Raw genomic sequence first — 25521 nt, forward strand, 5'->3', positions numbered from 1 at the left:
TGTGCCCGGGGACCTCGGGACGACGGAGGCGAACGCATCACTGGGCAGGGCGCGGCCAGCCCATTCTTTTCGGCGATGGTGACCCGGAAGGAGTGGACTGGTGACGGTGCCGACCCTGAAGTTCGACGCGCTTCTGCTGCCGGGGATGGATCGGGCGGCCGGGCACGCGCGGCAATGGCTCCGGGACGTCCTGGGCGACCACCCCGCGCTGGACGACGCCGCGGTCTGCATGAGCGAGTTGGTGACCAACGCGTTGCGGCACACGGACTCCGGGCCGGACGGGCAGATCCGGGTGGAGGTGGGCCACTCGGAGCGGGTGGTCCGGGTGGAGGTCGTGGACGACGGCGGCGGCGCGTCCGTCCCGCATCTGGCACTGGTGGGCGAGACGGCGGTGTGCGGGCGGGGCCTGCTGCTCGTCTCGTTCCTGACGGCGGACTGGGGCGTGGAGCGACGCGGAAAGGGTCACGCCGTGTGGTTCGAGATCCATTCACGTTGAGTGCGTCAAATGCGGGTGGGCTCCATTCCGGCGAGCATTTGGCGGAATATCAGTTCGTCCCGCCCCATATGGGACGGTGCGTCCCGCGCGTCGGCGAGCGTGTCGAAGACCGCCTCGACTCGGAAATGCGCGGGCGTCAGGTGCGAGCCCAGGACGACGGGCGGGTCGACGTCCCGCAGCCACGCCAGGCCGGACAGGTACGCGTCGCGGTCCATGTCGGCCGGTCGCGGGGTGTCGGCGGCCGTCCAGAGGCGCTCGCCCGCGACCCGGTCGTCGTCCGGGACGGCGGCGACGTCCTCGCTCTGGACGAGGTCGCCGGACGTCATCGGCGCGCCGAAGCAGTCGGAGCCGAAGCAGGCCCCGGTCAGCTCGTCGATGAGCCCGGTCGTCGCGGGGTTGTCGCGGAGGGGCGGCCGGAACGCCATGAGCCGCCGGTCTCCCACGTCCAGCCGCTCACCGGGATTCAGCACGAACACCCTCTCGCGTGGCACGCGATGCTCCAGCGACAGCAACCCGAGGCCAGGGCGAGTCGTCACGAGGAGCGCGTCCTGTGCGGTGGCCAGGATCTCGAAGACGCTGCCCGTGTGGTCGGGGTGCGTGAGGTAGACCCAACGGAGGTCGTCGGGTTCGACCAGCGACCACAGCTCGTCCAGGAAATCCGGGCTGGACGCGCGGAGTCCGGTGTCGATGAGCACCGGTTCCTGGGCGAACACGACGTAGGCGTTGACCGGCAGAAACCCCAGGCCGGGTATCGCGATGGCGTCCGTCAGCTCGGCGATGTCCGGCGCGGGACGAGAGATGTGCATGATGTCCCCAAGAGTCGCTTTAGAGACATATGCACCCCTTGGGGCCGCGTACCCTCACGCCCCGTCCAACACCCCGCAAAGAATCTCCAACCGCCGATATCCACCCCCGCGATGACGGGTCATCCCTGCGTGCAGGAGAGGATGGAGCCAGATCCACCTTCTTCCGTCGTTGAGGAGCCGACCTCTATGTCCATCCGCAGGGTCATGCCCGATATCCGTTCAGAGGCCATGGAGGAGAGCCGCGACTTCTACGGCCTCCTCGGGTTCGAGGAGGTCATGAACCTCGACTGGGTCATGACGCTCGCCTCACCCTCCAACCCCACCGCGCAGGTCACCTTCATGACCCACGACGAGACTGCTCCCGTCGTGCCCGACATGAGCGTGGAGGTCGAGGACGTTGACGCGGTCTGGGCACTGATGCAGGAGCGCGGCGCGGAGATCGTCCACCCCTTGCAGGAGGAGGAGTGGGGAGTGCGACGCTTCTTCGTCCGCGACCCCAACGGCCGCGTGGTCAACATCCTCACCCACCTCTGACCGCTCACGGGTTACGCCCATGCGTCGTCCACCATTCCGGACGATCGGAAAATACCCCTTAGTCATTGGTTGCGCACGTTCCGCCTTGCTCTCGACATAATGGCTCCCGGCGAATGGGGGGTCTGGTGTCCGTCGAGGTGGCCGCGATACGGGTGGGCGGATCGGTGGCGCAGTTGGCCGTCGGACGGTGGCTCGCCGGGCGTTCGGGGAGGGACGCCGCAGGCAAGGACCTGGTCGAATTGATCAAGACCGGGTTCCCGGACGAGATCAGGCGGCGCGACGCACAGCGTCAACTGGAGGGGATCGCCGATTCGGTCGCCAAGCGGATATTGACCTTCGTCCCGCACGAGTTCCGCGGCCTCACCGACGGCGATCGCATAGCCGTCCTGCACGAGGTGACGCGGACATTGGAGACCGCAGACCTTTCAGACGAGGCCTTCTTCGCGGCCGATGCCGACGCGGTGAAACTGGCACGCCGCCTGCGCTCGCGGCTCCCCGCGCGCCGGGCCGAATTCGAGTTGGGCGAGGCCGGGGCACGCCTTTATGAGGTCACGCTCGACGAGTGCTGCGATTGCCTGGCCCGGATCATCGTCCATCTCCCGCAGTTCGGGCCGCGCGCCTCGGTCGAGATGCTCGGCCGCCTGAGCGCGGTGTCCGAGCAGGTGGGAGCCATCCTGGCACGACTCCCCGTGCGAACTCTGGACGCTCCGGAAGGCGAATCCGAGGACGACGAGTTCACCCGTCGCTATCTGGCGTCGATCAGCGAGTCGCTCGACACACTGGAGTTGTTCGGTGTGCGGTTCGAGCGCTTCACTCGTCCGCAGACGACTTTGAGCGTCGCGTACATAAGCCTGAACGTGTCCGAGGAAGGCCGACGCGACCGCCGCCACCTGGCCCCACAGGCCGTTCCGGTCAGCGATTGGCGGGACGAAGTCAGAACGGGGACCGTCCGGGTCGAGGCGGCGCTGAGCAACCAGCGTCTGATGCTGCTGCGCGGAGAGGCGGGGAGCGGCAAGAGCACGCTCCTGCGCTGGCTCGCCATCACGGCGGCACGTGGTTCGTTCAACGGGCCGTTGAGTGAGTGGAACGGGTGCGTTCCGTTCATCATCAAGCTGCGCAGCCACGCGGGCGGGCCATTGCCCCGTCCGGAGGACTTCCTCGATGACGTCGCCGGGAACCTCGCGGGCCTGATGCCGCGCGGGTGGGTGCACCGGCGCCTGACGTCCGGACGTGCGCTCCTCCTGGTGGACGGCGTCGACGAGGTGACGAGCGCCCAGCGTCAGACGGTCCGGCAATGGCTGAAGGCGATCGTCACCGAATTCCGCGACATTCGCATCGTCGTCACGTCCCGTCCGGCGGCGGCGGGTTCCGACTGGCTGCGCGCCGAAGGATTCGGGACGGCCTTCCTCGAACAGCTCTCCCCGGCGGACTTGCGGACGCTCGTCCAGCATTGGCACAACGCCGTCCGCGATTGCCCCGACCTGCCATGCGCGCTGGAACGCATCCCCTCATACGAGGCGCGGCTACTGGCGAGGTTCGAGGCGGCCCCGCACCTGCGGACGCTTGCCTCCAGCCCATTGCTGGCCGCCATGCTGTGCGCCCTCAACCTCGACCGCGAAGCACTCCCCCGCAACCGCATGGGCCTTTATGCGGCCGCCCTGGAAATGCTCCTCGAAACGCGTGACACGAAGCGCGGCATCCCGAGCGTCCTCGAACGTGAGCAGAAGATCCGCATCCTCCAGGACATCGCCTGGCACCTCTCGGCCAGCGCCCGCGTCGAACTCCCCAAGTCGTTGGTCGAGCGGCTGGTAGACCAGCGATTGGCGTCAATGCCCCGGCTCCACGCTCGTGCGGACGCCGTCTTGGACGAACTGCTCCAGCGCAGCGGCATCCTGCGTGAACCGGTTCCGGGACGCATCGACTTCGTGCACCGGACCGTCCAGGAATACCTCACCGCCAAGCAGGCCGCCGACATCGGCGACATGGACCTGCTCGTGAAGAGCGCGCATCGCGACACCTGGCGCGAGACGGTGATCATGGCCGCCGGACACGCCAACGAGCCGCTACGACGCGAACTCCTCACCGGCATCCTGACGCGCGCCCATTCCGAGAAGCGGCGCACCCGGGTCTTGAAACTCGTCGCGATCGCCTGCCTTGAGACGCTTCCGTCCGTCCCGGAGGATCTCCGCCGGGACCTCGACCGCTGCCTCGATGACCTCATTCCGCCTCGCAGCGAAGCCTCGGCCCGCTCGCTCGCCACCGCGGGCGAACCCGTGCTCGCCCGCCTCCCGGAGAACCTGACGGGTCTCAGCGCGGCGGCAGCGGCGGCAACGGTGCAGGCGGCCTGGCTGATCAACGGGTCGGCCGCTCTGGAGGTCCTGGCGCGCTATGCGTCCGATCCTCGAGAGAGCGTGCGAGCTGAACTGGTCAAGGCGTGGAACTACTTCGACGCGGACGAGTTCGCCAAGCGCGTCCTCGCGCGGCTCCCCGCGGGCGCCGATCTGCACATATCGAAGCCGCACCAGGTGAGAGCGATCGGCGAGGTGTCGCCGCTCTCAAAACTATCCGTCTACGTGAAGCGGATCGACGACTTCGGTTTCCTCGAACGCCACGCGGCTACGTTGGTGGGGCTGGCCCTCCTGGCGCACCAGCCGCCGCAGGATCTTTCTCTTCTTCCGCCGCTCCCTGCTCTGAAGAGCATCCAACTGGACTTCCCCCGTCTCAGCGATCTCGGCTTCCTGGACGCACTGCCGCGGCTCAAGGAAATCTGGCTTTTAGAGTGCAACGCGGTCACCGATTTTGCCCCCTTGAAGCGACAGACAGAGCTGTCCAGCCTGTGGCTTCATAACTGCGTCCATCTCACACGCCTCGACGCGCTGCCTCCCCTGAGCGCCCTTCATCGGCTGGCAGTATCCCGCTCACGGCTGGTCGACGGGTTGGAGGGGATCTGCCAGGCAGCTCCGGGCCTTAAGAGTCTGAGCGCGACCCAGTGCGACTGGCTTAACGACCTGCAACCGCTCAGGAGCTTGCCGCTGACGGAGCTCCACATGGGTGGTTGCAAGAATGTCCGGGATCTCGGCCCCCTCGCCTCATTGGCCGACCTCCAGACGCTGACCCTCTCCCGGACCTCCATCGATGACCTCGAACCACTGGGTTCCCTCTCCCACCTGCAGCACCTATGGCTCGACCAATGCGGCCACATCACTGATGTGAGCCCGCTGGCATCGCTCTCAAACTTGGCGGAGGTCTCCCTGACGCACGTGGCGCCAGGGGTCGATCTGTCGCCGCTCGCCGACCACACCGGCCTCACGGTCACCATCGGAGCGGGCCAGGACGTCCGCAACGCTGATGCGCTCGGCAGCCGGTTGAAGTTCCTCTAGGTCCGCTTCCGCCGCGTCCTGCCGTATCGAGGCAACAAGCGCGCGCGTAGGCGGCCGTCCGGATCCGGCCCTGGGGCGCGTCACACATCGAGGGCTTGTGGCGTCTTGTGGGTGAAGGACGGTAGCGGGCGCGCCGGGGGCGTGGTCGGTGAGGAAGATCGGGGGGACGCGATGAGTTTCAGGTGGTCGGGCGGTCTGTCCGTGTGTGCGTGCAGGCGAAGGGAGGGCATGATGTCGCGTCTGTCACACTTCGTTGACCTCAAGCCTGGTCGAGGTCGGACGCTCGGAGCCGTGGAGCTGGGCGGTTCTGTCGTACCCCGTTGGAATACTCCCGGAGCCTGCGGAGTTTAACCGTTCGCGAAAGTGTCAGTCGCTGCAGTATTTTGCGGCGGTAACCCCCTGAACGAGCCCATGGTCCCTGCGTGCCCGCGTGCGCGGGCCTCGACGATTGGAAGTCTCTCTTGACCGCTCCCGCGTCTCAGAAGACGGCGGACGGCCCACTCAAGGAACCCGACGCAGGCGGTGGCCTAGACCGCGGCGTGCTCGTGGTGGCCGGGGTCGTCGTCCTCGGCGCGATCATGTCCATCCTGGACGTGACCGTCGTCAACGTGGCAATCAACGACCTGGCCAAGGAGTTCAACACCTCCCTGGCCACGATCCAGTGGGTGGCCACCGGCTACACGCTGGCGCTCGCCACCGTGATCCCGATCACGGGATGGGCCTCGGCGAGGTTCGGCACGAAACGCCTGTACATGGCCTCGATCGGGCTGTTCGTGATCGGCTCGACGCTGGCCGGTCTCGCGTGGTCGGCGGAGAGCCTGATCTTCTTCCGGGTCCTGCAGGGGCTCGGCGGTGGAATGATCATGCCCGCCGCGATGACCATCATGACCCAGGCGGCGGGGCCGCAGCGGGTCGGACAGGTGATGAGCATCGTCGGCGTGCCGATGCTGCTCGGCCCCATCCTCGGGCCGATCATCGGCGGCTACCTCGTCGACGACGTGTCCTGGCGCTGGATCTTCTTCATCAACCTGCCGATCGGCATCGTCGCGCTGGTGCTGGCGGGGCGGATCCTCAAGCGGGACGAGCCCAAGCCGGCCGAACGGCTCGACCTGATCGGGCTGCTCCTGCTGTCCCCGGGCCTCGCCTCGCTGATCTACGGCGTCGCGAAGGGCGCGGAGGAGCGCGACTTCCTCCAGACCCAGCCGCTGATCTTCACGGTGGTCGGCGCGGTGCTGGTCATCGGGTTCGTGTTCCGGGCCCTGTCCGCGCGCAACCCGCTGATCGACCTGCGGCTGCTGCGGCGCCGGTCGGTGGCGGCGGCGTCCGGCACCATGGTGCTGTTCATCACCGCCTTCATGGGCGCGATGCTGCTGCTGCCGCTGTACTACCAGACCGTGCGCGGCGAGGGCGCGATGGCGGCGGGCCTGCTGCTCGCCCCGCAGGGCCTCGGCGCGATGATCACGATGCCGATCGGCGGCAAGCTCACCGACCGGATCGGTCCTGGACGGGTCGTCCTGTTCGGCCTGGTCGTCGTGGTGCTGTCGGTGGCGGGCTTCGCGACCGTCCTCGGGGCCGACACGTCCTACTGGGCGCTCGGGTCCGTGCTGTTCGTCATGGGTCTCGGCATGGGCATGACGATGATGCCGACCATGGCGGCCGCCATCCAGACCCTCGTCCACGACGAGGTTCCGCGGGCCAGCACGATGCTGAACATCATCCAGCAGGTGTCGGCGTCCATCGGCACCGCGGGGATGTCGGTGCTGCTCGCCAACCGCCTCACGAGCGAGCTCGGCGGCGGTGGCGGCGGTGAGATCGGCAGCACGCAGAAGCCGCCGCCCGAGGTGATGGCGAAGATCGCCGGACCGATGGCGGACGCGTTCCAGCACACCTACTGGTACGCGGTCGGGCTGATCGCCCTCGCCTTCATCCCGGCGCTGCTGCTGCCGCGCCGGAGGCCGGACACCACCGCTACGACGGCCGACGCCCCGATGCCGATGCACTGAGCCGCCGCGGGACGGCTCGCAGGACGCTTCTGGCGCGGTCCAAGCCCCGGCCCGGCCCCACGCGGGCCCGGCCGGGGCGTTCGCCGTCCACGGCCGTCTCAGCGCCCCTCGGGCCAACCCTTCCAAAGCGTCTCCGGGACCTTTCCGGGGACGTCCCCAGGACGCCCGCCCAAGCCACCACGGGCCCGCCCAGGCGTCGCGGTCCCAACCAAAGGATCGCGCCGCCCGCTAAAGCCCCCCTGAAGCCACCCCAACGCACCCCCAAACCCCGCGCCTTCAAGCCGCCCCGCGACCAGGAGCTACGGCCCCGTCATCCCGGCGCGGCGCCAAGCCAGGCGCCCTCAAGCAACCCCGCCACGCCGCTACGAGCGACGGTCCGTCATGCCGGTGCGGTGGGCCAGTATTCGTCTCTGAGTAGGCGCTTGTAGAGCTTGCCCGTCGGGTGGCGAGGGAGTTCGGGGCGGAAGTCGACCGCGCGGGGGCATTTGTAGTGGGCCAGGCGGTCGCGGCAGTACGCGATCAGCTCGGCCTCCAGCTCCGGGCCCGCGGCTTCCATGGAGTTCGGCTGGACGACGGCATGCACCGCCTCCCCCATCTCCTCGTCCGGGACGCCGAACACGGCGACGTCCGCGACCTCGGGATGGACGGCGAGGACGTTCTCCGCCTCCTGCGGGTAGACGTTCACCCCGCCGCTGATGATCATGTAGGCGCGGCGGTCGGTGAGGTAGATGAAGCCGTCCTCGTCCACGTAGCCGATGTCGCCGAGGGTCGTCCAGCCGCGGCCCAGCGGGTCGCGGGACGCGGCGGTCTTGGCCTCGTCGCCGTGGTACTCGAAACGGGGGCCCTTGCCGAAGTAGAGCGTCCCGGGAGTGCCGGGCGGGAGTTCGCGGCCGTCCTCATCGCACACGTGGACCTCGCCCAGGATGGGACGTCCGACCGTGCCGCGGTGGGCGAGCCAGTCCTCGGGGCCCGCGTAGACGAAGCAGTTGGCCTCGGTGCCCGCGTAGTACTCGTGCAGGACCGGCCCCCACCAGTCGAACATCCGCTCCTTGACCGGGACGGGGCATGGCGCGGCCGCGTGCACGGCGGCGCGCAGCGTCGACAGGTCGTACTTGGCGCGGGTCTCTTCCGGTAGCCGGAGCATCCGGATGAACATGGTCGGCACCCACTGGCTGTGGGTCACGCCGTACTTCTCGATGGCGGCGAGGGCCTGTTCGGCGTCGAACTTCTCCATCACCACAACGGTCGCGCCGAAGCGGTGCATGGTGAGGCAGTAGCGCAGCGGTGCTGCGTGGTAGAGCGGCGCCGGGGACAGGTACACCGAGTCGGCGTCGGGCTGGAAGAGCAGCGAGAGCAGCCCGTGGAGGATGTTCTGGCTGCCCATGGGGCCCTTGGAGAGGGGCGGCTTCACTCCCTTGGGACGACCGGTCGTCCCGGACGAGTAGAGCATGTCCGCGCCTTCGCACTCGTCCTCGATGGGCGTGGACGGGTACCGGGCGACGTTCTCCTCGTAAGACGCGTAGCCGGGTGACGTGCCGCCGAGCATCAAGCGCAGCGGCACGTCCGGCGCGGGGCGCGCGTTCTCGATCGACGCGTCGGCGATGAACGCCTTGGCCCCGCAGTTGCCCACGATGTAGGCGATCTCGTCCCGCTGGAGGCGACTGCCGACCGCCGTGTAATAGAGCCCGGACCGTTGCGCGGCCCAGGCGATGGCCAGGTAAAGCGGATGGTTCTCCAGCATGAACGCGATGTGGTCCCCCGGGCACAGTCCCTCCGCGCGGAGCAACTGCGCGAGCCGGTTGGACTCCTCGTTCAGTTCCCTGTAGGTCACGACCGTCCCGGAGCCCGCCATGATGACGGCGGGCTTGTCGGGCGTCAGCCCGGCGTTCTGCCCCAGGTGCATGGCGGCACGCTACCTGTCGGGACCGCCGGATGGAACGGCATTCGGTCGACCGGGCGGACGTCCGCCGGGTCAGACGAGCATGTGGTCGAAGTCACCGTCCTTGGCTCCGCCCACGAACGCCTCCACCTCCTCGCGGGTGTAGACGAGCACCGCCCCCTCGGGGTCTCGGGAGTTGCGCACGGCGATCTCCCCGGTGGGGAGCTCCGCCATCTCGACGCAGTTGCCGGACGGATTGCTCCGCCGGCTCTTCTGCCAGACGAGTTCGCTGCGCAAGACGTCCAGCATCTGATGGCCGTCCATCGTTGGTCTGCCCCCTCTAGGCGTCTCAGCCTCCCGTACGGAAGGCCGCGATCTCGCCCCACCCCACACAAATGGTACGAGATGCACGTGCATTCGTTCTTGCATCGGTTCATGCAGACGGTCTTGCATCTGCACGACTTGAGGAGCAAGATAGCGAACGCTCGCCGGTGACCACCCCGCACGCCTCTGAGGTTAATGACCATGACCGTTGACCAGGCAGACGACGTCGCTGCTCCCGCCGCCATGGGAAGCGGACGGTCGCGGCGCCCCGCGGCCCTTCATCCCTGGCCCGACGCCCCCGCGGCCCCGCCGCCCGGCCCGAACGTCCCCGCACCCGTCCCCGCGAGCGTCCCGGTCGCCGTGCCCGGCCTGGCCGGACGCTGGCCCGCGCCGCACGCCGGAACGCCGCGCACCGCCCGCCGCGTGTTCCCCGCGGAGATCACCGCGCCCCGCGCGGCGCGCGAGTTCACTCAGCTCACACTGGACGCGTGGGGCGTGTCAGGGGAAACCGGGGACGTCATCGTCACCGTCTCCGAACTGGTGACGAACGCACTCCGTCACGGTATGGAGGGACTCCCCCAACCGCTACCGCTGTGCCCGATCCAGCTCGTCCTGATCGGCCACCCGAGGCGGCTCGTCGTCTCGGTGACCGACCCGGGCGGGCGCGCGCCCGAGCCGGCCCCGAGCGAGCCCGACCGGTTCTTCGAGGGCGGCCGCGGCCTGCTCGTCGTCGGCGCGATCAGCGACGCCTGGGGCTGGGCGCGGCTGGCGACCGGCGGCAAGGCCGTCTGGGCGGCCTTCGACCTGCGGGTCAGCCCTCCATCGCCACCGGAAGCGTCTCGCCCCGCTCCGCCGACCGCACCGGATTCTCCAGCTCACTGAGGAACTCGTGGGCCCAGCGGTCCACGTCGTGCTCGATCACGCGGCGGCGCATCGACCGCATCCGCCGCGCCTGGTCGGCGGGCTCGGCGTCCAGCGCGGCGAGCAGGGTGCCCTTGAGGCCGTCGATGTCGTAGGGGTTGACCATGAACGCGCCCCGCCGCAGCTCGGCGGCGGCGCCGGTGAACTCGCTGAGCACGAGCGCGCCGCGCAGGTCCTTGCGGCATGCCACGTACTCCTTCGCGACGAGGTTCATGCCGTCCCGCAGCGGGGTCACCACCATCAGGTCCGCGGCCAGGTAGAGCGCGGTCAGCTCGGCGCGATCGTACGAACTGTGCAGATAGTGGATGACCGGAAAACCGATTTCGCCGTGCTCGCCGTTGATACGACCGACGAGCTGCTCGATCTCCTCGCGGAGCAGTTGGTACTGCTCGACGCGCTCCCGGCTCGGCGTCGCGATCTGCACGAACACCGCCTGACCCGGCTTGATGCGGCCGTCCTCGAACAACTCGCCGAACGCCTGCAGCCGCTGCGTGATGCCCTTCGTGTAGTCGAGCCGGTCCACGCCCAGGAGGATGGTCGCGTCCCCGAGGTCGGAGCGGATCTCCTTGACGCGCTCCTGCACGTCGGAGCGTCCGACCAGGTCGTTCAGCTCGCCGACGTCCACCGAGATGGGGAACGCGCGGGCGCGGACGACGCGGTCGTCCCAGTACACGTCCTGCTTGACGTACCGGGCGTCGAGCAGGCGGCGGCAGAGCCGGACGAAGTTGGCCGCCGCCCCCGGCAGCTGGAAGCCGACCAGGTCGGCGCCGAGCAGGCCCTCCAGGATCTGCCGCCGCCACGGAAGCTGCCAGAACAGCTCCAGCGGCGGGAACGGGATGTGCAGGAAGAACCCGATGCGCAGGTCGGGACGCAGCTCCCGCAGCATCCGCGGGACGAGCTGGAGCTGGTAGTCCTGCACCCAGACGATCGCGCCCTCGGCCGCGACCTTCGCCGCCGCCTCCGCGAACCGCCGGTTGACGCCGACATAGGCGTCCCACATCGCGCGGTCGTAGACGGGCGGGGCGACGACGTCGTGGTAGAGCGGCCACAGCGTGGCGTTCGAGAAGCCCTCGTAGTACAGCTCGACCTCGCGCGCCGACTGCGCGATGGGGTGGAGCGCCATGCCGTCTTCCTCGAAGGGCTCCAACTCCTCGTCCGGGGCGCCCGTCCAGCCGATCCAGGTCCCCTTCCTGCGCCGCATCACCGGGGCGATGGCGCTGACCAGGCCCCCTGGACTCCGCCGCCAGCGCGGCACCCCGTCCGCCCCGACGCTCCGATCGACCGGAAGCCGATTGGCCACCACCACGAACTCACTACCGCGCGACACCTGCGACCTGCCTCTCCAGGAACATTCAGTGATCACCATGCCCAGAAACGGTCATCAGGAACATCTTGTCACTTCGACGTTAAGGGCTGATGTCCGGAAAAGGTCGGTGTCAGGAGGGCGGGGAGGCCCGCCACCGGGATTGGAGCGGACCAGATTCCTTTCCCGGCAGGTGACCGCTGTTGATCGTCCGGTCACGGTGGACGGGTCACGAGCCGGACAGTCGGACAAAAAGTTACATACATCACATTTCGCCCGTAGATGCGTCCAGCCCGCCCGCGCCGGCGGCGGCGGTCGCGACGGACCGGGCCGCACGGGCGCGGACGGGCTGGCTGGGGTGGGTCGGTGGGCTGGGAGGGGGCCCCAGCGGGGCCTGTCAGGCGCGGACGGACTCCCGGTCCCGTCCGGCGCCCTCGCCGTGGCGGGTCCACAGGAGGGCGTCCAGCGAGTACCGGCCGGCGCCGGTGAGCGCGAACAGCACCGAGACGGCCGCGAGGACCATCACGTACTCGTAGCCGCCCTTCTCGGAGAACAGGCCGTTGTCCATGTGGACGAACCAGAACGCTCCGGCCATGTTCAGCGCGATGAGCACCCCGGCGAGGGGGACGAGGAACCCTGCGATGAGCGCGAGGCCGCCCAACAGCTCGACCCAGGTGCAGTACAGCGCGGACAGGCTCGGCACGGGGATGCCAAGGTGGTCGAAGGACTTCGCGACCTCCGCGTGCCCTTCGTCGACGAGTTTCTGCCAGCCGTGCGCGACGAAGATCACGCCGACCGCGAGCCGTCCGAGGAGGAGTCCGGCGTCGGGCATGACGGGGTGACGGCGGGGTGGGAGCATGCCTCGTCTCCTTCGGTTGAAGTTTCAAATATGAACGTTTCCCGACGCTAGCAGGGTGATTCAAATCCAGAACATTTAGAAACTTCGAAATTCATTCAGAACAACTAGAATCCCGATATGAGCGACGGTGCGGACGCCCACGAACCAGACGCCCTGGAACCGGACGCGCTCGGACCGGGCGCGCTCGAACCGGACGCGCTGGGGCCGGACGAGATGCGCGCCTGGATGGCCTTCCTGGCCGCGAGCCACCTGCTCGACCACGAGATCGAGCGGCAGCTCAAGCGGGACGGCGGGCTCTCGCATCCCGAGTTCGAGGTGCTGGTCGGGCTGTCGCTGGCGGACGGCAACCGGCTGCGGATGTCCGACCTCGCGCGCAAGGTGATGGTGTCCAAGAGCCGCCTGACCTACCAGGTGACCCAGCTCGAACGCGCGGGGCTCGTCCGGCGGACCGGCTGCGAGGACGACCGGCGCTCGGTCTGGGCCGAGCTGACCGACGCAGGCGCCGAGCGCCTGGCCCAGGTCAGGCCGGGGCACCGGCGCGTCGTCCGGGAGGCGCTGATCGAGGTGCTGACGCCGGAGGAGATCGCGGTGCTCGGCGACGCGCTCGGCCGCGTCACCGACCGCCTCCGCGCCCGCTGAGCCCCCGCTGACCGTCCCCCCTGAGCACGTCCGCGCGGGCCGCACGGCGGGTCGGGGGTCGTGGCGGGCGGGTTCGCGAGAGGGTGGGGGCATGCGCGATTTCGGTGGGATCGTGGAGCGGACGCCCGTCCGGGTGGTGCGGCCGGGGTCGGCGGACGAGGTCGCCGCCGCCGTCCGGGACGCCGCCGCGGACGGCCTGGAGGCGCTGCCGCGCGGCCTCGGGCATTCGACGTACGGCCAGTCGCTGACGTCCGGCGTGTCGCTCGACCTGCGCGGCCTGGCCGGGGTCGACGTCGTCGAGACGGGCGCGGCCGGCGACGGCGGCACGGCGGTGGCCGGGGCCGGGGCGAGCTGGCGCGAGGTCCTCGCGGCGACGCTGCCGCACGGGCTGGCGCCGCCGGTGCTGACCGACTACCTCGACCTGACCGTGGGCGGGACGCTCTCCGCGGGCGGCGTCGGCGGGACGTCGCACCGGTACGGCACGCAGGGGGACAACGTCCGCGCGCTGGACGCCGTCGTCGGCGGGGAGGCGGTGCGCTGCTCGCCCGGCGTCCGTCCCGAGGTGTTCGACGCGGTGCTGGGCGGGGTCGGGCGGCACGGCGTGATCACGGCGGCGGAGCTGCGGCTCGTTCCGGCACCGGAGCGGGTGCTGTGCTGCACCATCCCGTGCCGGGACGCGGCGGACATGCTGCGCGTCCAGCGGGAGGTGCGGGCCGAGGAGGTGTCCGCCCGGATCAAGCCCGCCGACGACGGGTGGGCCTACGAGGTCAAGGCCGTCCTCCCAACGGACGGCGGCGAGCCGCCGCCCGGCACGGCCGAGACCGAGGAGCTCGCGTACTTCGACTTCTGCGACCGGATGCGTCCCGACGTGGCGGAATTGATCGCGCTCGGCGAGTGGGCGCGGCCGCACCCGCAGGGGATGGTGTTCCTGCCGGTGTCGCGGGCGGCCGAGGTGATCGAGTCGACGATGGCGGAGACGACCCCGGCCGACCTCGGGCTCAGCGGCATCATCCTGGTCAGGGTGGTGCGGTCCGGACGCGTTCCGGTGGCGGGCGGCGCGGCCGTCCTGTTCGGCATGCTGCGCACGGCGTCGCCCGGGTGCGCGCCGGTCGAGGCGATGCTGGCCGCGAACCGGACGCTGCTCGACCGCGCCCGCGCCGTGGGCGGCGCCCGGTACGCGGTCGACGCGGTCCCGTCCTGAGCCGTGGGCGACCTCGCCCGGCCACAGGGCCGGTCACAGGGCGAGGGCGAGGACCTCCGCGCTGGGAAGGCCGGTGAGGGCCTTGCCCGGGACGAGGAGCTTCGAGCGCCGCAGGCCGCTGCCGATCACGACGCGGGACGCGGCGGCGACGGCCTCGTCCACGAGGATCGGCCAGCCCGCGGGGAGGCCGACCGGGGTGATGCCGCCGTACTCCATGCCGGTGAGGGACGTCGCGTCCGCCATCGGGGCGAAGGACGCCTTGCGGGCGCCGAGGCGCTTGCGGACGACGCCGTTCACGTCCGCGCGCCCGGTGGCGAGGATCATGCAGGCCGCGTAGCCGACCTCGCCGCCGCGCTTGGCGGCGACGACCACGCAGTTGGCGCTGGCGTCCAGCGGGACGGCATAGCGCTCGCAGAACGCGGCCGTGTCGGCCAGGTCGGGGTCGATCTCGGCGGTCTCGGCGTCCGGCACCGCGGCGAGCGCCGCCGCGACCGGGGCGGCGAGCAGGTCGGGGCGGTCGCCCGCCGGTCGCCAGTCGAGCTCGCCGAGCATGCGCGTCCCCCTCTTGATCTCGGCCGGTGGCACCCCGAGCCTGTGGTCAGGGTCCCACCCTGCCACGGATCACCGGGAGGCGATATGGTCCAGTGGATGAGCCAGTGGACCTCTGGAGGCGCTGTGCCGCCCTCGCCCATTCCCCGCGACACGGTCGTGGACGCCCTCGTCGACCGGCTCCGCGACGACGTGCTGAGCGGCCGCTACCCGCCCGGCTCGTACCTGCCGCCGGAGCGGGAGCTCGCCGCCGGGTACGCGGTGACGCGGACGTCGCTGAAGCACGCGATCGTCCGGCTGGCGCAGGCGGGGCTGCTGGAGACGCGGCACGGGGTCGGGACGCGGGTCCGCGACTACGAGCGGCTCGGCGGCCCCGAGCTGCTGCCGATGCTGGTCAGCACGGTCGGCCCGGCCTGGATGCGGGAGGTCTTCGAGGTCCGCAGGGAGATCGGCGCGCATGTCGCGGGCAAGGCCGCCGCGCACGCCACGGCCGAGCACCGCGACCGCCTGCGGCGGCTCGCGGCGGTGCTGCGGGACGCCGAGGACGCCTCCACCGCGCAGCTCGCCGAGTGCGAGATCCACCGGGTGATCGCCGCCGCGACCGGGAACCGGGTCTACGGGTTCATGGTCAACGCCCTGCTGAACGCCTACCTGGCCGTCCGGGACGGGTTCGCGCACGCGTTCGCCGACCCCGCCGCCGCGGCCGCGCGGATCGCGCCGCTGGTCGACGCGCTGTGCGCCGGGGACCCCGGCCGCGCCCGCGAGGCGGCGGCGGCCTACTTCACCGAGACCGAGGCGATCATGATCGCGGGACCGCGCCGTCCCGGCGGCGGGCGCGGCTAGCTCGCGCTCCGTCCCGTCGGACGGGACGAAGCGGAGCCGCCCCCCTGGCTCCCTCTACGCGGCGTCGGCGAGCACGCCGTGCGGGTCGAGGATGTACTTGCGCGCCGCGCCCTTGTCGAACTCGGCGTACCCCTCGGGCGCCTGGTCGAGCGGGATGACCGCCGCGTTGACGTTCCGCGCGATCTGCACCTTGTCGTACAGGATCGACATCATGAGCTGCCGGTTGTAGCTCATCACCGGGCACTGCCCCGTGACGAAGTACAGCGACTTGGCCCAGCCGAGCCCGATCCGCAGGCCGAGCTGACCGATCTTCGCGTTCTCGTCCTCCGCGCCCGGGTCGCCCGTGACGTAGAGGCCGGGGATGCCGAGCCCGCCCGCGGCGCGGGTGATGTCCATCAGCGTGTTGAGGACGGTCGCGGGCTGCTCCCCCGTCGACCCCTTCGGCCCGTGGCCGCGCGCCTCGAACCCGACGCAGTCGACCGCCGCGTCCACCTCGCCGACGCCGAGGATCTGCTCGATCTGCTCGGACACGTCGTCGTGCTGGGACAGGTCGATCGTCTCGCAGCCGAACTCGCGCGCCTGCCCGAGGCGCCCCTCGTTCATGTCGCCGACGATCACGACGGCGGCGCCGAGGACGTGGCACGCGGTGGCGCAGGCGAGCCCGACCGGGCCCGCGCCCGCCACGTACACGGTGGAGCCCGTGGTCACGCCCGCCGTGTAGGCGCCGTGGTAGCCGGTCGGGAAGATGTCCGACAGCATGGCCAGGTCTTCGAGCTTCGCCATGACCGTGTCGCGGTCGGCGGGGAACTTGAGCAGGTTGAAGTCGGCGTACGGGACGACCGCGTACCGCGCCTGCCCGCCGTGCCAGCCGCCCATGTCGACGTACCCGTAGGCGGCGCCCGGACGGTCCCGGTTGACGTTCTCGCACACGCCGGTGTGGCGCTCCTTGCAGTTGCGGCAGCGTCCGCAGGCGATGTTGAACGGGACGCTGACGAGGTCGCCCTCCTTGATGAACTCGACGTCCCTGCCGGTCTCGATCACCTCGCCGGTGATCTCGTGGCCGAGCGTGAGCCCGGCGGGGGCGGTGGTCCGGCCGCGCACCATGTGCTGGTCGGACCCGCAGATGTTGGTGGCCAGTACCTTGAGGATGACGCCGTGCTGCAGCTTGCGGCCGTTCTGCTCGGCCAGTTCGAGCTTCGGGAAGTCCAGGTCCTCGACCGTGACCTCGCCGGGCCGCTGGTACACGACGCCTCGGTTGGTGTCCGCCACGACCCCTCCCTCCGCGTTTGAGGATCGTCCGGAACCCCTACCCGATTTATTGCTGTTAGTCCGATTCTCTGGCGGACGGTTCCGAGCCCAGATACCGCAGGACGGCGAGGACGCGGCGGCTGTACCCGGTCGCGTGCGACAGGTCGAGCTTGTCGAAGATCGCGTTGACGTGCTTCTCCACGGCGCTCTGCGAGACGTGCAGGTTCGCGGCGATCGACGCGTTGGTGTGGCCCTGCGCCATGGCGCCGAGGACGTCCCGCTCGCGCGGGGTCAGCCGGGAGAGCGGGTCGTCCCGCGCGCCGTGCGCGGCGAGCAGCCGCCGCACCACCTCCGGGTCGAACGCCGCGCCGCCCGCGCCGACCCGGTCGAGCGCGTCGAGGAACTCGTCGACCTGGGCTACCCGGTCCTTCAGCAGGTAGCCGACCCCGGCGGTGTCCGCGGTGATCAGCTCGGCGGCGTAGCGCTTCTCCACGTACTGGGACAGGACGAGCACGCCGACGTCCGGCCAGCGCCGCCTGATCTCCAGCGCGGCGCGCAGGCCCTCGTCGGTGTGCGTCGGCGGCATCCGGACGTCCACGACGACGACGTCCGGCGGACCGGCGGCCACCGCGGCGAGCAGCGCGTCGCCGTCCCCGACCGCCGCCGCGACCGCGTGCCCCTCCTCTGCCAGCAGCCGGACGAGGCCCTCGCGGAGGAGCGTCGAGTCCTCGGCCAGCATCACCCGCACGGCAGCATCACCCGCACGGCAGTTCCGCGGTGATCACGGTCGGGCCGCCGGGCGGGCTGTGCACGGCGAACTCGCCGTCCAGCGCGGCGACCCTGCGGGCGAGGCCCGCGAGCCCGCCGCCCGCCGGGTCGGCCCCGCCGGAGCCGTCGTCCTCGATGCGCACGCCGATCATTGTGGCCGACCCGGTGACGTCCACCGTCACCCGGCTCGCGCCGGAGTGCTTGGCGGCGTTCGTGACCGCCTCGCAGACGACGAAGTACGCGGCGGTCTCGACCGCGCGCGGCGGGCGGCCCGGCACGGCGTAGCCGATCCCCACCGGCAGCGGGGACCGCTCGGCGACCGTCTCCAGCGCGGCGCGCAGGCCCTCGCCGTCCAGCGCGGCCGGGTAGACGCGCCAGGCGACCTCCCGCAGGTCCTCCAGGGCGCGGCCCGACTCCTCGTGGGCCTGCCGGAGCAGGTCGGCGGCGCGGTCGGCGTCCCCGGCGCGGCGGGCGCGGCCGATCAGCATGCCGAGCGCCACGAGCCGCTGCTGGACGCCGTCGTGCAGGTCGCGCTCGATGCGGCGGCGCTCGTCGTCGACCGCGTCCACGACCTGGGCCCGGGTGACCGAGAGCCGCGCGATGCGGCGCTCGTACTCCTCCAGCGGGCTCGGGCCGAGGCAGCGGCGGGCGACCGTCCGCTCCAGCGCCGCGACCCCGACCAGGCCCTGGACGGCCAGGAACAGCAGGACCAGCCCGAACACGGCCGTGTAGGCGACGATCCACGGGGTCGGCGGGATGCCGTCCATGTAGTCGCCGGTGATCCACCAGCTCGCGGCCAGCTCCGCCGCCAGCGCGGCGCCGTAGCCGATGAGGAACAGGATCACGCCGCCGAGCAGCCCGACCGGCACCCGCAGGACGAGGTACGCCAGCGCCCGCAGCGGCCCGTAGTCGGCCGGACCGCGCTCGCCGAGGAACGCCCCGAGGCGCCGGCGCTCCAGTTCGGCGGCGGCGCGGGCGGCGTCGGCGACGATCCCCGGGACGGTCCGGCGGCCGCGCGAGAACGCCAGCGAGTAGGCCGTCAGCAGCGCCGCCGCGGCCAGCAGGACCAGTTCCGCGCCCGCCGTCGCCGCGCCCAGCAGCAGGCCGACCGCGACCCGCGCGGCCGTGCGCGCGGGTCGGCGGCGGGCGCCGCGGGCGTCAGAAGATGCGATCACGTTCGAACTCTCGTGTCCCCGCCCGATGCCCTCCGGTCCGCCGTCCCTTCACGATACGCACGGCGGCGAACGCCGCGACCGCGGCGGCGGCGAGGGCCAGCACCGCCTTGGAGTACACGCCGACGTACTCCTCGACCGTCCGCCAGTTGTCGCCGAGCCCGTACCCGGCCAGCACGAACGCCGTGTTCCACAGCAGGCTGCCGAGGCCGGTGTAGAGCAGGAACGTCGCCATCCGCATCCGCTCCACCCCCGCCGGGACGGACACCAGGCTGCGGAAGATCGGGATCATGCGGCCGAGGAACACCGCCTTGGCGCCGTGCCGCGCGAACCACGCCTCCGTCCGGTCGAGGTCGGAGAGCTTCACGAGCGGCAGCCACGCCACCAGCGCGCGGACGCGGTCGCGCCCGATCAGCGCGCCGACGCCGTAGAGGGCGAGCGCTCCGGCGAGGCTGCCGAGGGTCGTCCAGAGCAGGGCCGCCGCGAGGCTCATCCGGCCCTGCGCGGCGGTGAACCCGGCCAGCGGGAGGATCACCTCGCTCGGCAGCGGCGGGAACAGGTTCTCCAGCGCGATCGCGAGCCCCGCGCCGGGCGCGCCGAGCCTGTCCATGAGGTCGGTCGCCCAGCCCGCGATGCCGCCCGCGGGCTCGGCCCCGGACGCCGCGTACACCGTTTCGATCATGCTTCGACGCTAGGAACCGGGCGGGGCCGCCACCATGGAGCGCGCCGCCGGACCGTCCGGCCGCGCGCCGCACCCCCGGCCTGCGGAAAACCACACCCCGCGCCCCGCCGGGCGGGCCGTCCGGCGGGGCGCGGGCCGGGCGCCGCGCCCGCGCCCGGACGGCCGGAGGCGGCCCGGACGGTGGCCGCTCCCGGCCGTGCGGACCGAGCCGGATTCAGCGGAGAGTGAAACCCGGTCCGCCCGGGACGGGGGTCCCTGGACGCCCGGAACCCCGGTTCTCGCAGGCAGCGGGCCCTGCGGACGCCCGTTTCGGACATCGTCCGCGGTCAGCCGACCTGTAAAGAATCTTTATAGATCGACTTTTCCGTTAAGACCCTTTCTTGTAGCGTTCGCAGCGTTTTGTGAAGCGAATTCGTGAACAGACATTCCCGCCACAAGATCGTATAAGGACGCCGCGATGCCCCTGGCGACCAGCCTGGCCGCGGCCGCGCTCCTCGGCCTGCTGACCTTCCTGGCCACCACGCGGCGCGGCCTGCGCGAAGAACGCCCCCGCGAGGGGCACCCCGAGTCCCTGACGGCCGTCCTCGGACCGGGCGACGAGGAGTACCTCGCATGGCTGGCCGACCACCATTGGCCCGGCGACGAGTACCTCGACCTGGAGCACGAATGGGCGGAGGAACTGGAGCACGCCGAGACGCCCGGGTGCTACGTCTCGCCGCTGTGCCCCCAGTGCAACCTCCGGCGCGAGGACGTCTGGCCGTGCCCGAACTGCGGGCGGCTGCTGCACCCGTCCTGCGGGCACGGGATGCGGCGGCGGCAGGTCGAGCGCCCCTACCGCACCCATGCCACCAGCTCGGACGCGGTCATCGCCGAGTGGATCTGCACCGGCTGCACGTCGGTCGTCGGCCTGGACGTGGACCACGGCGACGAGCCTGACGGGGGTCTCTTGCGGTGAAAACCGGCTAGTTGCCCCATCTTGTCCGGCTTCACACGTTAAGTACGGTAAAGAATCCCTCATCCACTTGCATATTTCGGACGAGCAGCGGCAGGCTGCATCTATGTCCTTAATCACTGGGGACACGTGGAGGACCCTGTGACCGCTCAACCCGACTCGATCTGCCGCCACGAGCCGCACTGCCCGGCTCCCGACGCCCTCGACCGCGAGGCCGCGCGCACCGTCGCCAGCCACCCGGAACAGGGCTGGAGCCTGCTCTGCAACGGCATCGTCGTCTTCGAGGACACGGGCGAGCTGCTGCCGGACGGCCGGGTCATCGCCCCGCACCGTCCGAGCACCGCCGCCTAGCCTCCACGACGACCACCTGATCATTTCGCCGGGCTCGGCCCGGCCCGCTCCGGCGTGCCCGGAAACATCCGGTCCGGACGCCGGAGCTCACCCCTGCCCGCGTGTCGCGGCGCCCCCGCGGGACGATCACGTCCAGCCTGGGAGAGGGGCCTTACCGGAAGTCCTGGCCGAACCTGGCCGGGCCCGTGCCGTACGCGCGTCCACATGAGGCTTCGGGGGTCTGGTATGCCCGGCGATCCGCATGTCGGGCTCCCATCCGGCGGGGTCCCCCGGTAGCGTTCACTTGTTTCGCTACTTACGCAAGAATCATGTGGAACTCGACCGCGAAAGGACGGTGTGGCGTGATCACAGTCCTGGTCCTCGTGTCCCTGGTCGCCCTGTTCGGTCTGTGCATGCCGAACCTGCTCCGCCCCATGCCCGTAGGACCGTCGCACGATCCACCGTCGGACGGCGCGCCCGCCGTCCATCCCGAGTCGATGACCGCCGAACTCGACCCCGTCGACGAGGAGTACCTCGCCTTCCTCGCCGACGAGCTCTGGCCCGAGGACGAGTACCTCGAACCCGAGCCCAGCACCGACGGCGAGGAGGAATCCGGCGGCAGCGGCATGCTCCTGTGACGCTCCGGGCCCCGCCCGCTCCGCCCGGAGCACGTCCGCCCGCGCCGCGTCCGACCGGCGCGTCGACCAGGTCGATCCGCGGCGGGCACTCTTCCACGCGACGCCCGCCGAAGTGCGCGGCGCGCCTCGAACACACCGAGACGCCGGAGGCACGGGGGGCCGGGCGAGCCGCGAGTAAGCGCGGCGTGTTCAGGCGGCGGGGGGCGCGGGCAGCGGCTCGCCGGTCTCCAGGAGCGTCTTCAGGCCGGACAGGAGCTGCGGCCAGCCGTGCCGCGACATGCCGAGCAGCGTCTCCCCGCCCGCGTGGACGACCGTGAGCTTGACCGTCTCCCCGGCGGGCTCGATGTCGAAGGTGACCTTCGAGCGGGGCTCGGCGAGGAGGGCGGCGCGGGTCTCCTCGTCCACGCCGACGGCCTTCGCCCACTCCGGCGTGAACGTGTGCCACGTGTAGGACAGGCGGCGTCCCGGGTCCGCTTCGAGGACGACCTGCTCCGGGTCGGCCGTGGTCGCGCCGTCCTCGACCCAGGTGATCGTGGAGCCGGGCTTCCAGTCCGTCTCGAAGGCGACGCCCCAGTAGCGGCGGGTGAAGGCCGGTTCGGTCAGCGCCTGCCAGAGCCGTTCCGGCGTGGTCTTGATGTAGGTGGTGTAGACGAACTCGCTGTCGGTCATGGGGTCGTGCTCCTCTTCGAGTGCGGTCTTCAGGTCGGCGAGCGCGCTCGCCCGCTGCCGGTCGTAGCGGCTCATCCAGCGGTCGGCGATCGCGTTGATCGGGGCGGCGTCGAGGTAGTGCAGCTTCTCCCGGCCCCGCCTGGACGTCGTGACGAGGCCCGCTGCCTCCAGCACCGCGAGGTGCTTGCTGACCGACTGCCGGGTCATGTCCAGCCCGGCGCACAGCTCGCGGAGCGTCTGCCCGTTGCGGGCGTTCAGGCCGTCCAGCAGGCGGCGGCGGCTGGGATCGGCCAGCGCCTTGAAGACATCGTCCATGCGTCGCCCCTCGAAATGCAACCGTCCGGCTGCCTGTACCATAGGCAGCCGGACGGTTGCATGTCAACGCGGTGCGCGCACGTCGGTCAGTCGCCGGTCTCGTTCTTGAGGATCTTGGCGGACGCGGCGTCCACGTGCAGCTCGTGCTCGGCTCCGCCGTTCGCGGTGACGTCCACCTCCCAGTAGGCCTTGCCGTGCTCCTGCTCGAACTCGACGGACGTCACGCGGCCCGGGACGGCCTTGAGCGCGGCGTCGGCGGCGCCCGACGCGGAGACAGCCGCCTTGCCCAGCGCGGCGGCCTCGGCCTGGTCGTCACCCTCGTCGTCACCGTGGCCGTCACCCCGGTCGTCGCCGCGGTCGTCGTCGCGGTCGTCGCCGTGGTCGTCGTCGCGGCCGCCGGTGTCCGGGCGGTCCGCGGTGTTCGTCAGCACCTTGCCGCTGCCAGAGTCGACCGTCACGTCGCGCCACCCGCCGCCGTCCGCCAGGACGTCGACCTCCCAGACGGGCTTGCCGTGCTCGTCGTCCAGCTCGATCTCGCCGACCTTGCCGGGGACGGCCTTCAGCGCCGCGTCCGCCGCCTGGGCCGCCGAGACCGCCGTCGCGGGCGGCGGGGCGTCCGCGCTCCCGGTCGGGGACGCGGACGGGGACGGTGACCCCTCGTGGGACGCGGCGAAGGCGGTGGCCGCTCCCCCGCCCGCGAGGACGCCCGCGGCGACCACCGTCACCAGCAGCCCGCGTCCCGTGACCAGACGCCGTGCGTCGATCTTCATCGAACCTCCCTGTGTCGCGCCGGCGGACCGCCCGCCGTCGCCACCTCCGAAGGCTGGCGCGGCTTCCTGTGGCCCGGCTGAAGCAACCTGAAGCCTCCTTCAGGGAGGATTTGGCACGCTGAGAGCATGCGCCTGCTGATCGTCGAGGACGAGAAACGCCTGGCCACGTCCCTCGCCCGCGGGCTCACGGCCGAGGGGTTCGTGGTCGAGACCGTCCACGACGGCGCGCGGGGGCTGGACCGGGCGCTCGGCGGGGACTTCGACCTGATCGTCCTCGACATCATGCTGCCCGGCATGAACGGCTACCGGGTGTGCGCGGCGCTGCGCGCGGCGGGCGACGAGACGCCGATCCTGATGCTGACCGCGAAGGACGGCGAGTACGACGAGGCGGAGGGCCTCGACACGGGCGCCGACGACTACCTGACCAAGCCGTTCTCCTACGTGGTGCTCGTCGCCCGGATCCGCGCGCTGCTGCGCCGCCGGACGCGGGGCGCGGCCCCGTCCATCGTGCTCGGCGACCTGACCGTCGACCCGGCGGCGCGGCGCGTCTTCCGCGGGGACGCCGAGGTGGAGCTGACCGCCAAGGAGTTCGCCGTGCTGGAGCACCTGGCGGCGAACGCGGGCCAGGTCGTGTCCAAGGCGCAGATCATGGAGGCGGTCTGGGACTTCGCCTACGGCGGCGACCCGAACATCGTCGAGGTGTACGTGAGCGCGCTGCGCCGCAAGCTGGACGTCCCGTTCGGGCGCAGGTCGATCATGACGGTGCGCGGGGCCGGGTACCGGCTGGCCAGGAACGGGGGCGCCTGACATGGCGCGGGTGCCGGCGTCGGTCCGGGCGCGGACGACGCTCGGCGCGACCGCCGTCGTCGCGGGCGCGCTGATCGCGGCCGGGCTCGCGGTCGTGCTGCTGCTGCGCGCGAACCTCGGCGGGCAGACCGACCTGCAGGCGGAGGTGACCGCGCGGGAGATCGCCTCGCAGCTCGCCACCGGCGCGCCGTTCGGGAGCCTCGACCTGCCGGACGGCGAGGAGCACCCGGTCCAGGTCGTGGACGAGCGCGGCCGGGTGCTGGCGGCCAGCGACGAGCTGGAGAAGATCACGGGCACGGGGTCGCCGAACGTCCGGCCCGGCCCGACCGGCGAGCCGGGGGACGACGGCGGACGGCGCGGTGGGCACGGGGGCGACGACGATCCGCGACGCGGCGAGGTGTCCGACGACGACCCGCGCCTCACCACCGGCAGCGCGACCGTCGACGGCCGGACCGCCGACTACCGGTTCGCGGCGGTCCAGGTGACGACGCCGCGGGACGAGACCGTCACCGTCTACGCGGGCGCCGACCTCGCCGCCGCGCGGGACGCGGTCGGCACCGTCACCCGGGCGATGCTCGCGGGCCTGCCGCTGCTGCTCGCCGTCGTCGCGGGCGTGACGTGGCTGGTCACGCGGCGGGCGCTGCGTCCGGTGGAGGCGGTGCGGGCGGAGCTGGCGGAGATCACGGCGGCGGGCGACCTGGCGCGGCGGGTGCCCGTCCCGGACGCGCGGGACGAGATCGCCGGGCTCGCCGCCACCACGAACGCGACCCTGGCCGCGCTGGAGGACTCGGTGGCGCGGCAGCGCGGGTTCGTCGCGGACGCCTCGCACGAGCTGCGCAGCCCGATCGCGTCGCTGCGCACGCAACTGGAGGTCGCGGCGGCGCATCCGGAGCTGCTGGACGTGCCGGGCCTGATCGCGGACGTCGTCCGGCTCCAGCACCTCGCCGCCGACCTGCTGCTGCTCGCCCGCATCGACGCGGGCGACCGGCCGCCGGAGCGGCCCGTCGCGCTCGGCCGCCTCGTCCGGGACGAGCTGGACCGGCGCGCCCCCGGCGACCGGATCCCCGTCCGGGCGTCCATCGAGGGCGACCCGCGGGTCATGGGCGTGCCGGGACGGCTGGCCCGGGTCGTCGGCAACCTGCTGGACAACGCCGAGCGGCACGCGGACGCGGCCGTCCGGCTGTCGCTGCGCGCGGAGGGCGGGACGGCGGTCCTGAGCGTCGCCGACGACGGGCCCGGCGTGCCGCCCGCCGACCGGGCGCGGATCTTCGAGCGGTTCGTCCGGCTGGACGACGCGCGCAGCCGGGACGAGGGCGGCGCGGGGCTCGGCCTCGCCATCGCCCGGGACCTGGTCGTCGCGCACGGCGGGGACCTCGGCGTCGGCGAGGCCCCGGAGGGCGGCGCGCTGTTCGAGGTGCGGCTTCCGGCTATTT

25 protein-coding genes are annotated in these 25521 nt (G+C 71.5%); 13 read left to right on the plus strand and 12 right to left on the minus strand.

Annotated features, from left to right (window positions below; all coding sequences use genetic code 11):
• Positions 1-100: 100 nt before the first annotated feature.
• The gene (locus ACH01S_RS14470; RefSeq protein WP_083980681.1) at positions 101-496 is read left to right on the plus strand and encodes an ATP-binding protein; all 396 of its coding nucleotides are present in this window, start codon (positions 101-103) and stop codon (positions 494-496) included.
• 5 nt (positions 497-501) lie between these two features.
• Here the strand turns inward: ACH01S_RS14470 and ACH01S_RS14475 are convergent, their stop codons facing one another.
• A complete protein-coding gene (locus ACH01S_RS14475) occupies positions 502-1302 on the minus strand; it encodes an MBL fold metallo-hydrolase (RefSeq protein WP_067890821.1) in 801 nt (266 codons plus the stop codon).
• A gap of 186 nt (positions 1303-1488) precedes the next feature.
• Here ACH01S_RS14475 and ACH01S_RS14480 point away from each other — a divergent pair, with 186 nt between their 5' ends.
• The 3 genes from ACH01S_RS14480 to ACH01S_RS14490 all read left to right on the plus strand — a co-directional run bounded on the left by ACH01S_RS14480 (position 1489) and on the right by ACH01S_RS14490 (position 7219).
• Complete coding sequence (locus ACH01S_RS14480) at positions 1489-1836, plus strand: VOC family protein (protein ID WP_067890824.1); 348 nt, start codon at positions 1489-1491, stop codon at positions 1834-1836.
• Between the two features lie 125 nt (positions 1837-1961).
• On the plus strand, positions 1962-5216 hold the full coding sequence (locus ACH01S_RS14485; protein ID WP_169809264.1) for an NACHT domain-containing protein: 3255 nt from the start codon (positions 1962-1964) through the stop codon (positions 5214-5216).
• 539 nt (positions 5217-5755) lie between these two features.
• Complete coding sequence (locus ACH01S_RS14490; protein WP_067890830.1) at positions 5756-7219, plus strand: DHA2 family efflux MFS transporter permease subunit; 1464 nt, start codon at positions 5756-5758, stop codon at positions 7217-7219.
• 379 nt (positions 7220-7598) lie between these two features.
• Here the strand turns inward: ACH01S_RS14490 and ACH01S_RS14495 are convergent, their stop codons facing one another.
• Together ACH01S_RS14495 and ACH01S_RS14500 are read right to left on the minus strand one after the other, a co-directional pair.
• Positions 7599-9122, minus strand: a complete 1524-nt coding sequence (locus ACH01S_RS14495) for an AMP-binding protein (RefSeq protein ID WP_067890831.1) — start codon at positions 9120-9122, stop codon at positions 7599-7601.
• A gap of 69 nt (positions 9123-9191) precedes the next feature.
• Positions 9192-9422, minus strand: a complete 231-nt coding sequence (locus ACH01S_RS14500; protein ID WP_067890834.1) for a DUF397 domain-containing protein — start codon at positions 9420-9422, stop codon at positions 9192-9194.
• A 201-nt stretch (positions 9423-9623) separates the two neighbouring features.
• Between ACH01S_RS14500 and ACH01S_RS14505 the strand changes: the two genes are divergently transcribed.
• The gene (locus ACH01S_RS14505) at positions 9624-10304 is read left to right on the plus strand and encodes an ATP-binding protein (protein WP_083980689.1); all 681 of its coding nucleotides are present in this window, start codon (positions 9624-9626) and stop codon (positions 10302-10304) included.
• Here ACH01S_RS14505 and ACH01S_RS14510 read toward each other — a convergent pair.
• Together ACH01S_RS14510 and ACH01S_RS14515 are read right to left on the minus strand one after the other, a co-directional pair.
• Positions 10234-11670: an alpha,alpha-trehalose-phosphate synthase (UDP-forming) gene (locus tag ACH01S_RS14510; RefSeq protein ID WP_067890841.1), complete on the minus strand. Its 1437-nt coding sequence runs from the start codon at positions 11668-11670 to the stop codon at positions 10234-10236. The genes ACH01S_RS14505 and ACH01S_RS14510 overlap by 71 nt on opposite strands.
• A 373-nt stretch (positions 11671-12043) precedes the next feature.
• Positions 12044-12505, minus strand: coding sequence for a DoxX family protein (locus tag ACH01S_RS14515; RefSeq protein WP_067890843.1), 462 nt, complete (start codon positions 12503-12505; stop codon positions 12044-12046).
• A gap of 117 nt (positions 12506-12622) precedes the next feature.
• Between ACH01S_RS14515 and ACH01S_RS14520 the strand changes: the two genes are divergently transcribed.
• Together ACH01S_RS14520 and ACH01S_RS14525 are read left to right on the plus strand one after the other, a co-directional pair.
• Positions 12623-13144, plus strand: coding sequence for a MarR family winged helix-turn-helix transcriptional regulator (locus tag ACH01S_RS14520; RefSeq protein WP_083980684.1), 522 nt, complete (start codon positions 12623-12625; stop codon positions 13142-13144).
• Between the two features lie 91 nt (positions 13145-13235).
• Positions 13236-14345 carry an FAD-binding protein gene (locus ACH01S_RS14525; RefSeq protein ID WP_067890846.1) on the plus strand — a complete coding sequence of 370 codons (1110 nt, stop codon included), beginning with the start codon at positions 13236-13238 and terminating at the stop codon, positions 14343-14345.
• 33 nt (positions 14346-14378) lie between these two features.
• On the opposite strand, the gene ACH01S_RS14530 is transcribed toward ACH01S_RS14525, so the two are convergent.
• The gene (locus tag ACH01S_RS14530) at positions 14379-14897 is read right to left on the minus strand and encodes a YbaK/EbsC family protein (protein WP_067890849.1); all 519 of its coding nucleotides are present in this window, start codon (positions 14895-14897) and stop codon (positions 14379-14381) included.
• Between the two features lie 96 nt (positions 14898-14993).
• On the opposite strand from ACH01S_RS14530, the gene ACH01S_RS14535 reads away from it, so the two are divergent.
• On the plus strand, positions 14994-15737 hold the full coding sequence (locus ACH01S_RS14535) for a FadR/GntR family transcriptional regulator (protein ID WP_067890924.1): 744 nt from the start codon (positions 14994-14996) through the stop codon (positions 15735-15737).
• 54 nt (positions 15738-15791) lie between these two features.
• Here ACH01S_RS14535 and fdhA read toward each other — a convergent pair whose 3' ends face one another.
• From fdhA to ACH01S_RS14555, 4 genes are read right to left on the minus strand one after another with little or no spacing between them, the layout of a single operon-like run.
• Entirely contained in the window at positions 15792-17006 is a 1215-nt protein-coding gene (gene fdhA / locus ACH01S_RS14540) for a formaldehyde dehydrogenase, glutathione-independent (RefSeq protein ID WP_218010255.1), read from the minus strand.
• A 55-nt stretch (positions 17007-17061) separates the two neighbouring features.
• On the minus strand, positions 17062-17733 hold the full coding sequence (locus tag ACH01S_RS14545; RefSeq protein ID WP_067890852.1) for a response regulator: 672 nt from the start codon (positions 17731-17733) through the stop codon (positions 17062-17064).
• Between the two features lie 7 nt (positions 17734-17740).
• On the minus strand, positions 17741-18928 hold the full coding sequence (locus tag ACH01S_RS14550) for a sensor histidine kinase (protein WP_246236775.1): 1188 nt from the start codon (positions 18926-18928) through the stop codon (positions 17741-17743).
• Entirely contained in the window at positions 18912-19607 is a 696-nt protein-coding gene (locus tag ACH01S_RS14555; protein WP_067890856.1) for a DedA family protein, read from the minus strand. Before ACH01S_RS14555 ends, ACH01S_RS14550 begins: the two co-directional genes overlap by 17 nt.
• A gap of 457 nt (positions 19608-20064) precedes the next feature.
• Here ACH01S_RS14555 and ACH01S_RS44880 point away from each other — a divergent pair, with 457 nt between their 5' ends.
• The 3 genes from ACH01S_RS44880 (at position 20065) to ACH01S_RS14570 (ending at position 21527) form a co-directional block, all read left to right on the plus strand.
• The gene (locus ACH01S_RS44880; protein WP_067890859.1) at positions 20065-20562 is read left to right on the plus strand and encodes a hypothetical protein; all 498 of its coding nucleotides are present in this window, start codon (positions 20065-20067) and stop codon (positions 20560-20562) included.
• Between the two features lie 159 nt (positions 20563-20721).
• Complete coding sequence (locus ACH01S_RS14565; protein ID WP_067890934.1) at positions 20722-20910, plus strand: DUF5999 family protein; 189 nt, start codon at positions 20722-20724, stop codon at positions 20908-20910.
• Positions 20911-21251: 341 nt separating this feature from the next.
• Positions 21252-21527, plus strand: coding sequence for a hypothetical protein (locus ACH01S_RS14570; RefSeq protein WP_067890862.1), 276 nt, complete (start codon positions 21252-21254; stop codon positions 21525-21527).
• 189 nt (positions 21528-21716) lie between these two features.
• Here ACH01S_RS14570 and ACH01S_RS14575 read toward each other — a convergent pair whose 3' ends face one another.
• Positions 21717-22511, minus strand: a complete 795-nt coding sequence (locus tag ACH01S_RS14575) for an ArsR/SmtB family transcription factor (RefSeq protein ID WP_067890864.1) — start codon at positions 22509-22511, stop codon at positions 21717-21719.
• Positions 22512-22597: 86 nt separating this feature from the next.
• Positions 22598-23281 (minus strand): PepSY domain-containing protein, encoded by a 684-nt coding sequence (locus ACH01S_RS14580; RefSeq protein ID WP_067890867.1) that lies wholly within the window; start codon positions 23279-23281, stop codon positions 22598-22600.
• A 126-nt stretch (positions 23282-23407) separates the two neighbouring features.
• Between ACH01S_RS14580 and ACH01S_RS14585 the strand changes: the two genes are divergently transcribed.
• On the plus strand, positions 23408-24088 hold the full coding sequence (locus tag ACH01S_RS14585) for a response regulator transcription factor (protein WP_067890870.1): 681 nt from the start codon (positions 23408-23410) through the stop codon (positions 24086-24088).
• A 1-nt stretch (position 24089) separates the two neighbouring features.
• On the plus strand, positions 24090-25521 hold a 1432-nt coding region (locus tag ACH01S_RS14590), incomplete at its 3' end, for a sensor histidine kinase (protein ID WP_067890874.1).

The sequence above is a fragment of the Actinomadura chibensis NBRC 106107 genome, from assembly GCF_001552135.1.
GTDB classification, from domain to species: Bacteria; Actinomycetota; Actinomycetes; order Streptosporangiales; family Streptosporangiaceae; genus Spirillospora; species Spirillospora chibensis.